This is a genomic window from Nocardioides sp. NBC_00368 (genome assembly GCF_036090055.1).
Taxonomy (GTDB): Bacteria; Actinomycetota; Actinomycetes; order Propionibacteriales; family Nocardioidaceae; genus Nocardioides.
Genome location: NZ_CP107970.1, coordinates 1,094,337 through 1,106,962, shown reverse-complemented (window position 1 = coordinate 1,106,962; position 12,626 = coordinate 1,094,337). Strand labels below are relative to the sequence as shown.

The following is a 12,626-nucleotide window of genomic DNA, read 5'->3' as shown; positions in this document are numbered from 1 at the left end:
CGCTGCCAGGCGACGCTATGCCGCCCGGATGCCTCTCGAAGAGCGTCGGGAGGCGCTCCTGGACGCGGCGCTGCGCGTGCTCGGCCGTGACGGCTACGGCCACCTCACCATCAGCGCCATCGCCGCCGAGGCAGGCGTGACGCGACCGGTCGTCTACGACGCATACGGAGGGATCGACCCTCTCCTCCACGCCCTGCTCGACCGCACCCAGCAGCGGGCCGCCGACGCGGCCTTGGCGCTCATCCCGGCCGGCGGGGTGCCGGTCGAGCTCGACCGATGGCTGCTCGAGGCGGCCGACGGACTCCTCCAGGCGGTCCAGGCGGACCCGGAGACCTGGCGCCCGGTGCTCGGACTGATCGACGGCGCACCGCCCGCCGTGCGCGAACGCATCGAGAGCACCCTGGTCCTGCTGCGCGGGTTCGTCGCCGACGTGCTCCGCACCAGCCTGGGGCCCGAGACCGACCTCGACGTCGAGGTGGTCGCCCACTCGCTCGTCACGCTGGTGCAGGAGTTCGCCCGGCTGCTGCTGGCACGGCCCGACGAGTATCCGAAGGAGCGACTGCTGGCCGCGTACGCCGGGATGCTGGCCGTGCGTCGCTGAACGTAGCCTTCGGGCATGAGCTACGCAGGACTGAGCAAGCTGCTCGCCGTCCCCTCCGGGTTCGAGGCACCGAGGGTGCTCACCCACGGCGACCTGACCGCACGGCCGCTGTCGCGTGAATGCCTGGCCGACGACGTACGCGCCATCAACGCCGACACCGACCTCATCAACGCGACCCGGGGCGGCGGCTGGCCGACGGGTCCGACGTCGGAGGAGGAGGACTACATCGACCTCGTCTGGCACGAGGGCGAGTGGAAGGAGAACAAGTCGTTCTCCTACGTCCTGGAGACGGCCGGGCTCGGCTACGTCGGGTGCGCCTATCTCTACCCGCTGGGCGTCCGGCAGGAGCTGAGCGAGGAGCTGGCTGCGTATGACGTCGACGTCAGCTGGTGGGTGACCACCGAGGCCTACGAGCAGGGGCTCTACGAGGTGGCCTACGAAGCACTGAAGAAGTGGGTGCCGACGGAGTATCCGTTCCGCCGGCCCCACTTCTCCAACGTGAGGCTGCCTTAGACCGCGAGGGCCGCTCAGGCGTAGGTGACCGGCATCTCCTTGATGCCGTTGATCCAGGCGTGGCGGAGCCGGCGCGGGGTGCCGTTGGGCTTGAGGTCGGGCATCCGGTCGGCGATCACGTCGAACATGATCCGCACCTCCATCCGCGCCAGGTTGGCGCCGATGCAGTAGTGGGCTCCGTGGCCGCCGAAGGCGAGGTGCGGGTTGTGCTCGCGGGTGATGTCGAACGTGTCGGGGTCGTCGAAGACGTCCTCGTCGTGGTTGCCGGAGGCGTAGAAGATGCCGACGCGCTGGCCCTTCTTGACCAGCTGCCCGCCGACCTCGACGTCGTTGAGCGCCGTACGCTGGAAGACGGTGACCGGGGTCGCCCAGCGGATCACCTCGTCGACCATGGTGTCGGGGCGCTCCTTCTTCCACAGCTCCCACTGGTCGGGGTGCTCGAAGAAGGCCTGCATGCCGTGGGTGATCGCGTTGCGGGTGGTCTCGTTGCCGGCGACCGCGAGCAGGATGACGAAGAAGCCGAACTCGTCGTCGCCCAGCGCGCCGCCCTCCAGCTCGGCGTTGACGAGCTTGGAGATGATGTCGTCCTTGGGGTCGGCCTTGCGCTCGGCGGCCAGCGCCATCGCGTAGGACAGGATCTCGATCGAGGCGGCCTCAGGGTCCGCGTCGTAGTCGGGGTCGTCGTAGGCGAGCATCTGGTTGGACCAGTCGAAGAGCTTGCGCCGGTCCTCCTGCGGGACCCCGAGCAGCTCGGCGATCGCCTGGAGCGGGAGCTCGGCGGCGACCTCGGAGACGAAGTCGCCCTCGCCCTTGGCCAGGGCGTCGTCGACGATGTTGTTGGCCCGCTCGACCAGACGCTCCTTGAGGGCGTTGATCGCACGCGGGGTGAAGCCGCGGCTGATGATCTGGCGCAGCTTGGTGTGGTCCGGGGCGTCGTGGTGGATCAGCATCGCGCGCTGGAGCTCGACCTGCTCACGGGTCATGTCGGGCGCGAACCGGATGATCACGCCGTTCTCGTTCGTGCCGAAGTTCTCGCTGTCCTTGGAGACGGCCAGGATGTCCTCGTGCTTGGTCACCGCCCAGAACCCGGTGTCGAGGAAGCCGGCGCGCGCCGCCGGCGACTGCTCGACCCACCACACCGGGGCGGTCTTGCGCAGCTCGAGGAACTCCTGCAGCGGGACGCGCTCCTCGTTGAGCACGGGATCAGTCGGATCGAAATCCACGGGGAGAGCGGTCACGGGTGTGCTCCTTCGAGGTCTTTTCTATAACACGTTCTAGTTTATCGTCACACAGTGCTCAGCATCACACAAGGGTTGCGCCAAACGAGAACACGTTCTAATTTGGGACAATCGAGTGTAACCGGTGTCACGTCACCGGAGTCCAGCGTGCGCGGCCGTGCACCAGCGACTTGTCGAAACCCCCGAAGAGCGAGGTTCCATGGGCACGCCCGTCATCGTCGAAGCCGTCCGTACCCCCATCGGCAAGCGCAAGGGCTGGCTGGCCGGCCTGCACCCCGGCGTACTGCTCGGTGCCGCCCAGGTCGAGGTGCTCAAGCGCGCCGGAGTCGACCCTGACCTGGTGGATCAGGTCATCGGCGGGTGCGTGTCCCAGGCCGGCGAGCAGTCCAACAACATGGTCCGCCGGGCCTGGCTCCACGCCGGGCTGCCGATCCACACCGGCTCCACCGTCATCGACGCGCAGTGCTCCTCGGCGCAGCAGGCCACCCACCTGATCAACGCGATGATCGCCTCCGACCAGATCAAGGTCGGCATCGCCTGCGGCATCGAGTCGATGTCGCGCATCCCGCTGGGCGCCAACGTGCCGAAGGGGGCCGGCGACCCGCGTCCCGCGGACTGGAACATCGACCTGCCCAACCAGTTCGAGGGCGCCGACCGGATCGCGAAGGACCGCGGCTTCTCCCGCAACGAGGTCGACGAGTTCGGGCTGTGGTCGCAGGTGAAGGCCCGGCACGCCCGCGACGCCGGTCACTTCAAGAGCCAGATCTTCGCCGTCGAGGCCCCCATGCTCGACGACGAGGGCAACCCCACCGGAGAGTTCCGCACCGTCACCGAGGACCAGGGCATCCGCGATACGTCCCTGGAGAAACTGGCGGGGCTCAGCCCGGTGCTCGAGGGGGGCACCCACACCGCCGGCACCTCCTCGCAGATCTCCGACGGCGCCTCGGCACTGCTGCTCATGGACTCCTCGGTCGCCTCGTCCCTGGGGCTGAAGCCTCGGGCACGGATCGTCACGTCCAACCTGGTCGGCTCCGACCCCTACTACCACCTTGACGGACCGGTCCAGGCGACCGAGAAGGCCCTCGAGGACAGCGGGATGACGATCGATGACATCGACATCGCCGAGGTCAACGAGGCCTTCGCCGGCGTGGTCATGTCGTGGGCCAAGGTCCACCAGGTCCCGGAGGAGAAGATCAACGTCAACGGGGGCGCCATCGCGCTCGGCCACCCGGTCGGCTCCACCGGCACCCGGCTGCTCACCGCCGCCCTCCACGAGCTCGAGCGCCGTGACGCGAGCACCGCCCTGGTCTCGATGTGCGCAGGTGGCGCACAGGCCACCGCGACGATCATCGAGAGGATCTGAGATGGCCCGCGAGAAGGTCAGCGAGGCCGAGTACGTCGTCGTCGGCGCCGGTTCGGCCGGCTGTGCCGTCGCCGGGCGCCTGGCCGCGGCCGGCAAGTCGGTCATCCTGCTCGAGGCGGGGAAGAACGACAAGCACAACTACATGGTGACCAAGCCCGGCATGATCGGTCCGATGCACGCCGAGCCGCGGCTGAAGAAGCTGGTCGACTGGGGCTACCACACCGTCCCCCAGAAGCACGCCCGCAACCGCGAGCTCCCCCAGCCTCGCGGCAAGGTGCTCGGCGGGTCCTCCTCCATCAACGGCCTGCTGTGGGTCCGCGGCAACCGGGCGAACTACGACGGCTGGGCGGCCGAGGGCAACACCGGCTGGGACGCGGACTCGGTCAACGAGGCGTACCTGAGGATCGAGGACTACGAGGGCGGCGGCTCCGACTACCGCGGCACGGGCGGGCCGATCAAGGTCATGAAGCACCCGCGGCCCACCGAGGCGTCGCTGTCGTTCCAGCGCGCCGCCTCCGAGACGCTCGACGTGAAGGTGCTCGACGACTACAACGGCGCCGAGCAGGAGGGCGTCTCGACCTTCCAGCAGAGCGCGATCGACGGGCTCCGCTACTCGGCCTCCCGGGGCTACCTCCACGACCAGGAGCTGCCCGGCCTGACCACGCTGACCCGCGTGCACGTCTCCAGGATCGTGATCGAGAACGGGCGTGCCACGGGCGTGGAGATCCTCACCAAGCAGGGGCCGCAGACGATCTCGGCGACGGCCGAGGTGATCGTGTCGGCCGGCGTCTTCGGCTCCGCGCAGCTGCTGATGCTCTCCGGAATCGGTCATTCCACCCACCTCGCCGAGCACGGCATCCAGACCATCCAGGAGCTGCCGGTCGGCGACAACCTGCACGACCACATGTTCGTGCCGACCACCTGGGAGATGCCGACCGCGCTGCACCACGGCACCGCCGCCTACTTCGGCAAGGCGGTCCTCAAGGAGCAGACGGTCGGCCGGTCCTTCCTCGGGCACACCGTCTTCGAGACCGTCGGGTTCGTACGCACCTCGCTGGCCACCGACGTACCCGACCTGCAGCTGCACGTGCTCCCCTGGGCCTACCCCTCCCCCAACCAGGACGCACCGATCCGCCACGAGGTCGACCCACGGGCGGCGCTGACGGTGATGTCGTCGCTGATCTACCCGCGCTCGCGCGGCACGCTGCGCCTGCGCAACGCAGACCCGACCGCCGAGCCGCTGATCGACTTCAACTATCTCGCCGAGCCCGACGACAAGCGGGTTCTCCTCGAGGGCGTCGAGATGATCCGCGAGATCATGGCGTCCCCTGCCTTCGGCGACCAGGTGAAGTCCGAGATCCACCCGGGCAAGGCGATCGACGCCGAGGCGATGAAGGACGAGGTCACCAACCGGGCGACCTCGATCTACCACGGTGTCGGATCCTGCCGGATGGGCGTCGACGAGCGGGCGGTGGTCGACCCACGGCTCCGCGTACGCGGTATCGACGGCCTCCGGGTCGCCGACGCCTCGATCATGCCGTCCATCATCGGCGGCAACACCAACGCTCCCGCGGTCATGATCGGTGACCGTTGCGCGACGTTCATTCTCGACGAAGACTCCTAGAGCGACCCCGACAACCAGCTGATCGGAAGCAGACATGAGCACTGACACAGCCAAGACAGCAGCCGTACGCCGCCCCGACTGGATCACCGAGGAGCTGCTGGGCGAGCTGGTCTCCCGGGTCCCGTCCTCGACGGGTGCGTCCTGGAAGCTGACCGAGGTCTACACCGGTGAGGTGCTGGTGGCGCTGCCGCAGTCCTCACCGGAGGACGTGGAACGGGCCGCCGCGGCCGGCCGCGCGGCTCAGCGCGCCTGGGCGGCCACCCCGCTCCCGGAGCGGCTGGCCGTCTTCAAGCGTGCCCACGAGCTGATCCTGCGCAACCAGCACAAGATCGCCGACCTCATCCAGGCCGAGTCGGGCAAGGCGCGCCGGATCGCGTTCGAGGAGGTGTGCGACCCGCCGATGGTGATCTCGCACTACCTCAAGCGGGCTCCGAAGCTGCTCAAGGACAAGAAGCGACCCGGCGTGATGCCGCTGCTGTCGAGCTCCATCGAGCGCCACCCGCCGCGAGGGCTGATCGGGATCATCGCGCCCTGGAACTTCCCGTTCGCGACCGGTCTCTCCGACGCGATCCCGGCGCTCATGGCCGGCAACGCGGTGCTGCTCAAGCCGGACAACAAGACCGCGCTCTCGCCGCTGTTCGGGATCTCGCTGCTCGAGGAGGCCGGGCTGCCCAAGGGGCTGTTCCAGGTGGTCTGCGGCGAAGGCCCGGACGTCGGCCCGACGATGCTGGACAACGTCGACTACGCGATGTTCACCGGCTCGACGGCCACCGGGCGGGTCATCGGCGAGCAGGCCGGACGCAACCTGATCGGCGCCTGCCTCGAGCTCGGCGGCAAGAACCCGATGATCGTCCTCGACGACGCCGACATCGACGAGACCGTGGGCGGCTCGATGTTCGCCGTCTTCGGCAACACCGGCCAGATCTGCATGCACATCGAGCGGATCTACATCCCGGAGGCGATGTACGACGAGTTCCGCGACAAGTTCGTCGCCGCCGTCGAGGGGATGCGGATCGAGGCGGCGTACGCCTTCGGGCCGGACCTGGGGGCGCTGGTCTCCCCCGACCACCTCGCACGGGTGCAGTCGCACGTCGAGGACGCGGTCGCCAAGGGCGCCACCGTGCTGACCGGCGGGAAGGCGCGCCCCGACATCGGGCCGACGTTCTTCGAGCCGACCATCCTGGAGGGCACCACGAAGGAGATGCTCCACGGCGTGACCGAGACCTTCGGGCCGGTCGTCTCGCTGCACCGCTACTCCACCCTGGAGGAGGCCATCGAGCTGGCCAACGACACCGAGTACGGGCTCAACGCCTCGGTGTGGACCACGAACTTCAAGCGCGCCCAGGCGATCGCGGCCCGGATCGAGTCCGGCAACGTGAACATCAACGACGGCCTCGCCACCGCCTACGCCTCCAAGTCGACGCCGTCGGGCGGCATGAAGCAGTCCGGCGTCGGGGCCCGCCACGGCGACCAGGGGCTGCTCAAGTACACCGAGACCCAGAACGTCGCGACCCTGAAGAAGCAGGTCATGGGGCCGCAGGGCAAGCAGACCTTCGACGACTACGCCAAGCAGATGCAGACATCGCTGCGCTGGATGCGGAAGCTCGGCATTCGTTGACGTCTTCAGCACGCTGTTCCCGCTATGCCGATCTGACCCGGGAGGAGCTCGCCGAGGTCGTCCGCGAGCTCCTCCTGATCGGTCAGCTGATCGACCGGGCCGGGATGGCGTGGTGCATCTCCGCCTTCGGTCGCGAGGAGATGCTGCGGATCGCGATCGTCGAGTGGGCCGCCGCCTCACCGATCTACACCCGGCGGATGCAGGCCGCGCTCGGCTACGCACCGGCCGTGCCGGGACAGGGTGACGTGCCGACCATCTTCAAGGGTCTCCAGCTCGACATCGGCGCACCGCCGCAGTTCATGGACTTCCGCTACACCGTCCACGACGCCCGCCACGGCGAGTTCCACCTCGACCACTGCGGCGCGCTGATGGACGTCGAGCCGATGGGCGAGGAGTACGTCCGCGGGATGTGCCACGACATCGAGGACCCCACCTTCGACGCCACCGCGATCGCGACGCATCCACGCGCCCAGGTGCGCCCGGTCCACCGCCCGCCGCGAACGCCCGCCGACCGGACGCCACACTGCCGCTGGACCGTCACCATCGACGACGCCCATCCCGAGGCGGTGGCGATCCCAGAGCTGGCGGTGAACCAGCGGTCCCGCGCGGCCGGGCTCGAGCTGGCCCCGATCGAGGCGGGCGATGAGGGCGCGGCCGACTACGCCGGGCCGCTCGTCTCCGACCTCGACTTCGCCGCGTTCTCCCACTCCGCGCTGGCGCGCATCGCCGACGAGGTCTGTCTGCAGATGGCGCTGCTCGACCGTGGCTTCACCCTCGCCCTGGAGCCACGGGCCACCTCACCGGAGCAGCTCCTCGACATCCGCCGCAAGCAGCTCGTCGGCGTCGCCGGCATCGCCGGAGCCCGGCTCGCTCGGGCCCTCTCGCTGCCGCCGGACACCATGGGCGCGCTGCGGCTGCTCGCGCTCCACCCGATGCTCAACCCTGCTGCGTACGTCTCGGTCGAGGTCGGTGCCGGCGCGCTGGTCGTCCGGCCCGCGGCCGCCGACGAGGACGGCGCCTGGGTCTCGCTGATCGGGCCGGAATGGTTCGTTCCGCTCCAGGTCGCGGTGCAGGCCCTCGACCCCCACCTCGACGTCGAGGTGACGGCCGAGGGGAGCACGGCCGACGACGGCTGGCGGGTCGAGGTCGTCAGCCGCCCCGACCCTGCCCCGGAAGCCTCCGAGGTCGCGGTGGTGCGGTTCAGCACCGGCGCGGACTTCACCTTCGAGCCGCGCCGGTCGCTGCCGATCACCCCGGTCTGAGGATCACCTGCGGCGCAGCGCGAGGACCGGGATGACCCGGTCGGTCTTCGCCTCGTACTCGCCGAAGCCCGGGCTCATCGCCTTGAACCGCTCCCAGGCCTGGTCGCGCTCGGCGCCCTTCAGCTCGGTGACCTCGACCTCGACGACGCCCTCGTCGGGAGTCTCGATCTTGGTCTCCGGATGGGCCAGGAGGTTGTGGTACCAGGCCGGGTTCTCCGGCGCGCCGGCCTTGGAGGCGGCGATCAGCCAGGTGTCGGCGTCCGGGTGGAGGTTGGCCACCGGCGAGACGCGCTCCTTGCCGGTCTTGGCGCCGGTGTGGTGCACGAGCAAGAGCCCGCGCCCGAACGGCACGGAGGTGACATTGCCGTCGTTGGCGCGGAACTCGTCGATGATCGACTGGTTCCAGTCCTTGTATTCGCTGCCTGACATCGAGTGCCTTTCCCCGAGGATCGGTTTTCATCCACTCTGGCAGACATCCCCAATGACCGCGGGTCAAACGCGGGCAAGCGCAGCGATGCGCACCTGCTCCTCCCGGTCGGTCACCTTCGCCCGCGGCCGACCGATCTCCTTGCCGGACTCGCGCTCGTGGGTGTCGAGCGTGTTCCAGCCGCTCTGGTCGACGACGACCACCCCGCGTGCCGCGAGAAGGTCGTCGAGGGACTCGCCGGCCGGGTCCGTGAGTGAGCCGGCGGCGTGGTCGTCCAGGAGGGTGCGTACGGTCTCGGCGGCGCAGGCGCGGTTGGTGCCGATCACGCCGCTGGGGCCACGCTTGGCCCAGCCGGCGGTGTAGGTGGCCCGCGCGCCGGTGACCCGGCCGGCCTCGTGGAGGAAACGGCCGGAGCCTTCCTCGCCCGGCACGCCGTCGATGCCCGCCGAGCGGTAGCCGGTGGCGCGGACGACCAGCCCGGCCTCGATCTCCTCGCCGGTGTCGAAGCGCACGCCGGCGACGGTGTCGGCGCCGAGGATCTCGGCGGGTGTCAGGCCGAAGCGGAGGACCAGCCGCTTCCCAGCGTCCGTACGCGGCCGGGCGGCCAGATCGCGGAGCAGATCGGCCTTCTGCAGCGCCGCGAAGGTGCCCGCGTCACGCTCGCTCAGGTCCGCCTCGGTCGGCAGTCCGTCCAGGTCGGCCTCGTCGACCACGACGTCGAGGTGGGGGTCGTCGGCCAGCGCCCGCAGCTCGGGACTCGTGAAGGCGGCGTGCTCGGCGCCTCGACGGGCGGTGACGACGACCTCGCGGATACCGCTGGCCGCCAGCGCCGTGAGCGCGGCGGGCGCCAGGTCGGAGGCCTGCAGCGTCTCCTCGTCGGCCAGCAGCAGCCGGGCCAGGTCGAGGGCGACGTTGCCGTTGCCGATGATGACGGCGCGCTCGTGCGCGAGCGGGAACGTGAGCGCGGCGCGGTCGGGATGGCCGTTGTACCAGCCGACGAGCTCCGCCGCCGACGTCGAGCCCGGCAGCTCCTCCCCCGGCAGGCCGAGGCTGCGGCCTTCGCCGGCACCGGTGGTGTAGACGACCGCGTGGTGGGCGCCGAGCAGCTCCTCGTGGGTGACGTCGCGCCCGATCTCCACGTTGTAGCGCGTCCGCACCCGGCGATGGCGGGCCGTCTTCGCGAAGCCGGAGACGATCTCCTTGGTGTCCAGATGGTCCGGCGCGACGCCGTAGCGGACGAGACCGTACGGGGTCGCGAGCCGGTCGATGACAGTGATCTCGACGTCGCAGCGGCGGGTGGCGGCGAGCTCCTCGGCGACGTACCAACCGGCCGGGCCGGCCCCCACCACGGCCACCTTGAGCGGGCCTCCGGCGATCTTCGCGCCGGGCGGCGGCAGCGGGGCGGGCTCGTCCTGCTCGCCGGTGAACTCGAAGAAGGCCGCGTTGATGTCGACGTAGGGCGCGAACGCGTCCGGGACCTCGTAGTCCGGGAAGATCGCGTTGACCGGACAGGCGTCCTCGCAGGCGCCGCAGTCGATGCACTCGTCGGGGTGGATGTAGAGCATCTCGGCGGCACCGAACCCGGGCTCGTCCGGGCCCGGGTGGATGCAGTCGACCGGGCACACCTCCACGCAGGAGGCGTCGTTGCAGCAGGACTGGGTGATGACGTACGTCATGAGCGCTGAGCCTTCCGCCGGGCCTTCCGCTGGGCCTTTCCGATCGTCTCCTCGACGACCGTGTTCATCCTGGCCCCGTCGGGCCACCCCGCGTAGTGACTCAGGAACACCACGATCTCGCGCAGCTCGTCCTCGGACAGCTCGCCGTTGGCGTACGCCGCGGGGATCTGGATCCCGAGCACGTCGGCGGCGCCCCTGCCGGCGAGCAGGCCGATCAGCAGGAGCCGACGGTCGCGCGTGGTCAGGCCCGGGCGCTGCCAGATGTCGCCGAAGAGGTGGTCGGCGGTGTAGCGGAAGAAGTCACCCTCGCCATCGGCCATGTCGAAGCCGTAGACCTCCTCCATCTTCCGCAGTCCCCGGGCCCGCGCCTCAGGGAGGTCGGCGAACTTGTCGTCCGCCACCGGTGGCGACGTCGTGGAGGGCATCCCCAACCCCGGAGCCAGGCGCTCGAGCGCGAGGCGGGCGAGCGGCACGTCGACGTCGAGCTCGTCGGCGAGCGCGACCGCGAAGCCGAGGTCCTTCTCCCCCAGCGCGACCACGTGACCGAAGACGCCGTGCCAGAAGTCGGTCTCCTCGATCGGTGCGGTGGTGTCGCGGTGCATGATCGCGCCCGGGCCACCGGTGATCGCGTCGGTGTGGCGTACGACCTCCCCGAGCGCGACCAGGTCGAGGCCGGCCGCCTCGGCGAGACGCTGGGCCTCGGTCGCGGCGGTGAACGAGGCGAAGTGGAGCAGGTTGCGGGCCAGCTTCAGCCTGGTCCCCGCACCGATCTCACCGGCATGGACCACCTTGGTGCCCATCGCCGCCAGGACCGGTGCGGCGGCTGCGTACGCCTCGGGGGTGCCGCCGACGAGGATCGCCAGGGTGCCCTCGGCCGCCCCCATCGGGCCGCCGGAGACCGGGGCGTCGAGCACCTGCACGCCGTGCGGCTCCGCGGTCGCGGCCAAGGCGGCAGGCGTCTCCGGGGCGACCGTGGAGTGCACCAGGACCGTCAACGGAGGCTGCTCCGAGCGGTCGGCCGCGATCACCTCGGCGATGACCTGGCGGACCTGCTCGTCGTCGCGCACCATCACGCTGAGCACGTCGACGGCCGAGGCCAGCTCGCCGACCGAGGCGGCGGTCTTCGCACCGGCGGCACCGAGCTCGGCGACGGGCTCCTCGGCGATGTCATGGACCCACAGCTCGATCCCGTCCGTGCCCGCGAGCCGGAGCGCCATCGGCTTGCCGATGTTGCCCAGCCCCACAAAACCTGCGCGTGTCCCCTTCGCCGTGCTCACAGCCGGAACGTCCCTCCACCGTCGACGGCGATGATCTGCCCGGAGATCCACGAGGACTCCTCGGAGAGGAGGAACTTCGCGGTCCCGACCATGTCCTCGGTGGTGCCGAGGCGCTTGATCGCCATGCCCTTCGTCATCTCTCGCGCCGCGTCGCCGGCCTGCACCCGGGTCGCCTCGGTGTCGGTCGGCCCCGGCGCGATCGCGTTCACCCGGATGTTCATCCCACCGAGCTCGTGGGCGAGCTGCTGGGTCAGTCCGTTGATGCCGACCTTCGCCAGCCCGTAGAAACCGGAGTAGAGGTAGGCCGCGGTCGAGGACTGGTTGACGATCGCGCCGCCGCCCCGCTTCTGCATCGCCGGGTAGACGGCGCGGGTCATCACCAGGGCACCGTTGAGGTTCACGCTCATGAACTTCTCGTAGTAGTCCCAGTCGACGGTGATGAGCAGGTCGAAGGCCATGTCTCCATAGATCGCGGCGTTGTTGACCAGACCGTCGATCCCGCCGTACGCCTCGGTCGTCTCGGCCACCAGCGCGGCCGCGGAGGCGTGGTCGGAGACGTCGCAGCGTACGAACCTGGCGACTCCCCCGGCCGCCTCGATCTCCTTGGCGACCTGCTGCCCCTTCTCCTCGTTCAGATCGGCGACCACGGCGGCGGCCCCTTCGGCTGCCAGCCCCTTCGCGTACGCCTCGCCGATCCCCTGCGCCGCCCCGGTGACGACGAAAACCTTGCCCTCGAACCTCATCCGTCCGTCCTCTCCCACGCCGACCCGGCGCGTCTGTCCCAAGCTCCACCGCCGACCCGGCGCGTCTGCCCCAGATCACCCCGCCGACTCGGCGCATCTGTCCCAGCGTTCGCCACCCATTCGGCACAACAGCCCCGCAGACCCGCGTCCACTCGGCGTATCTGTCCCACAACCCCGTGCCCAGTCGGCGCAAATGTCCCGACCGCCCTCGATAGGACGGGCCTGATGAGACATACGCGCCGACTCGAGGCCCTCAGCCGGGACAGATGCGCCGACTGGGCGGT

At 69.9% G+C, this 12,626-nt stretch carries 11 protein-coding genes; 6 read left to right on the top strand and 5 right to left on the bottom strand.

Annotated features, from left to right (window positions below):
• The first annotated feature begins 28 nt into the window (after positions 1–28).
• Entirely contained in the window at positions 29–601 is a 573-nt protein-coding gene (locus OG984_RS05185) for a TetR/AcrR family transcriptional regulator (RefSeq protein ID WP_328530568.1), read from the top strand.
• Positions 602–616: 15 nt separating this feature from the next.
• Positions 617–1,114, top strand: a complete 498-nt coding sequence (locus OG984_RS05180; protein ID WP_328530567.1) for a GNAT family N-acetyltransferase — start codon at positions 617–619, stop codon at positions 1,112–1,114.
• Positions 1,115–1,128: 14 nt separating this feature from the next.
• Here OG984_RS05180 and OG984_RS05175 read toward each other — a convergent pair whose 3' ends face one another.
• Positions 1,129–2,352 (bottom strand): cytochrome P450, encoded by a 1,224-nt coding sequence (locus OG984_RS05175; protein ID WP_328530566.1) that lies wholly within the window; start codon positions 2,350–2,352, stop codon positions 1,129–1,131.
• A gap of 199 nt (positions 2,353–2,551) precedes the next feature.
• On the opposite strand from OG984_RS05175, the gene OG984_RS05170 reads away from it, so the two are divergent.
• The 4 genes from OG984_RS05170 to OG984_RS05155 are packed head-to-tail and all read left to right on the top strand — an operon-like array spanning position 2,552 to position 8,219.
• Positions 2,552–3,715 carry a steroid 3-ketoacyl-CoA thiolase gene (locus OG984_RS05170; RefSeq protein WP_328530565.1) on the top strand — a complete coding sequence of 388 codons (1,164 nt, stop codon included), beginning with the start codon at positions 2,552–2,554 and terminating at the stop codon, positions 3,713–3,715.
• Between the two features lies 1 nt (position 3,716).
• Positions 3,717–5,339, top strand: a complete 1,623-nt coding sequence (locus OG984_RS05165; protein ID WP_328530564.1) for a GMC family oxidoreductase — start codon at positions 3,717–3,719, stop codon at positions 5,337–5,339.
• 34 nt (positions 5,340–5,373) lie between these two features.
• The gene (locus OG984_RS05160) at positions 5,374–6,957 is read left to right on the top strand and encodes a succinic semialdehyde dehydrogenase (RefSeq protein WP_328530563.1); all 1,584 of its coding nucleotides are present in this window, start codon (positions 5,374–5,376) and stop codon (positions 6,955–6,957) included.
• Complete coding sequence (locus tag OG984_RS05155) at positions 6,954–8,219, top strand: hypothetical protein (protein ID WP_328530562.1); 1,266 nt, start codon at positions 6,954–6,956, stop codon at positions 8,217–8,219. The genes OG984_RS05160 and OG984_RS05155 overlap by 4 nt, the downstream gene beginning before the upstream one ends.
• 3 nt (positions 8,220–8,222) lie before the next feature.
• Here the strand turns inward: OG984_RS05155 and OG984_RS05150 are convergent, their stop codons facing one another.
• The 4 genes from OG984_RS05150 to OG984_RS05135 all read right to left on the bottom strand — a co-directional run bounded on the left by OG984_RS05150 (position 8,223) and on the right by OG984_RS05135 (position 12,342).
• Complete coding sequence (locus OG984_RS05150; protein ID WP_328530561.1) at positions 8,223–8,648, bottom strand: nitroreductase/quinone reductase family protein; 426 nt, start codon at positions 8,646–8,648, stop codon at positions 8,223–8,225.
• 63 nt (positions 8,649–8,711) lie between these two features.
• Positions 8,712–10,322: an FAD-dependent oxidoreductase gene (locus OG984_RS05145; protein ID WP_328530560.1), complete on the bottom strand. Its 1,611-nt coding sequence runs from the start codon at positions 10,320–10,322 to the stop codon at positions 8,712–8,714.
• A complete protein-coding gene (locus OG984_RS05140) occupies positions 10,319–11,599 on the bottom strand; it encodes an NAD(P)-binding domain-containing protein (RefSeq protein WP_328530559.1) in 1,281 nt (426 codons plus the stop codon). Before OG984_RS05140 ends, OG984_RS05145 begins: the two co-directional genes overlap by 4 nt.
• Positions 11,596–12,342, bottom strand: coding sequence for an SDR family oxidoreductase (locus OG984_RS05135; RefSeq protein WP_328530558.1), 747 nt, complete (start codon positions 12,340–12,342; stop codon positions 11,596–11,598). The genes OG984_RS05140 and OG984_RS05135 overlap by 4 nt, the downstream gene beginning before the upstream one ends.
• Positions 12,343–12,626 lie beyond the last annotated feature (284 nt).

What these genes read in the sequence shown, in the direction of transcription:
- OG984_RS05160 (WP_328530563.1), top strand. Translation starts at nt 5,374, where the DNA reads ATGAGCACTGACACAGCCAAGACAGCAGCCGTACGCCGCCCCGACTGG.
- OG984_RS05180 (WP_328530567.1), top strand. Translation starts at nt 617, where the DNA reads ATGAGCTACGCAGGACTGAGCAAGCTGCTCGCCGTCCCCTCCGGGTTC.
- OG984_RS05150 (WP_328530561.1), bottom strand. Translation starts at nt 8,648, where the DNA reads ATGTCAGGCAGCGAATACAAGGACTGGAACCAGTCGATCATCGACGAG.
- OG984_RS05145 (WP_328530560.1), bottom strand. Translation starts at nt 10,322, where the DNA reads ATGACGTACGTCATCACCCAGTCCTGCTGCAACGACGCCTCCTGCGTG.
- OG984_RS05185 (WP_328530568.1), top strand. Translation starts at nt 29, where the DNA reads ATGCCTCTCGAAGAGCGTCGGGAGGCGCTCCTGGACGCGGCGCTGCGC.
- OG984_RS05135 (WP_328530558.1), bottom strand. Translation starts at nt 12,342, where the DNA reads ATGAGGTTCGAGGGCAAGGTTTTCGTCGTCACCGGGGCGGCGCAGGGG.
- OG984_RS05165 (WP_328530564.1), top strand. Translation starts at nt 3,717, where the DNA reads ATGGCCCGCGAGAAGGTCAGCGAGGCCGAGTACGTCGTCGTCGGCGCC.
- OG984_RS05170 (WP_328530565.1), top strand. Translation starts at nt 2,552, where the DNA reads ATGGGCACGCCCGTCATCGTCGAAGCCGTCCGTACCCCCATCGGCAAG.